The sequence below is a fragment of the Collinsella sp. Sow4_E3 genome (genome assembly GCF_052116285.1).
GTDB lineage: Bacteria > Actinomycetota > Coriobacteriia > Coriobacteriales > Coriobacteriaceae > Collinsella.
Window position 1 is genome coordinate 1 of record NZ_JBQKLJ010000106.1, and the last position, 506, is coordinate 506.

A 506-nucleotide genomic window follows, 5' to 3' on the forward strand; every position below is an offset into this window, starting at 1 on the left:
TCATCCACCAATTCACGAAAATCTTTTGTCGATGTGTCTTTACGACGCAAAATAGACAATTTGTGTTGGATGAGTGGATGCGAAATAACTTGGAATTTTCCCATGGTAAAACCTCTCTTATTTTGTTTTTTCTATTTTACCAGATTTATAGAAAAAATGCTTGTGAAAATACTGAATTATTCGTTTTTTACTTGAGGTCTTAGTCTATATTTTTGATAACTCTTGCTGGATTTCCGGCAATAACAACATTATTACCAAAGGACTTGGTCACAACAGAGCCTGCTCCAACGACCACATTATCTCCCAATGTCACTCCAGCTAAAATCATAGCCCCTCCGCCAATCCAAACATTGTCACCAATGGTGATGGGAGCCCCATATTCTGGTCCTGCTATTCGCTCCTGAGCATTGAGGGGATGGAGAGCTGTATAGAATTGAACATTTGGGCCCAACATGGCATTATCTCCAATGGTAACCGGACAGGTATCCAAAACTGTCCAATTAAAG

General features: G+C 39.7%; 1 protein-coding gene. It reads right to left on the reverse strand.

The annotated features are described in order from the left end of the window. Positions 1–199 precede the first annotated feature (199 nt). Positions 200–506 (reverse strand): sugar O-acetyltransferase (locus ACTQ48_RS11490; RefSeq protein ID WP_441571057.1); only part of this gene is annotated, 307 nt, incomplete at its 5' end.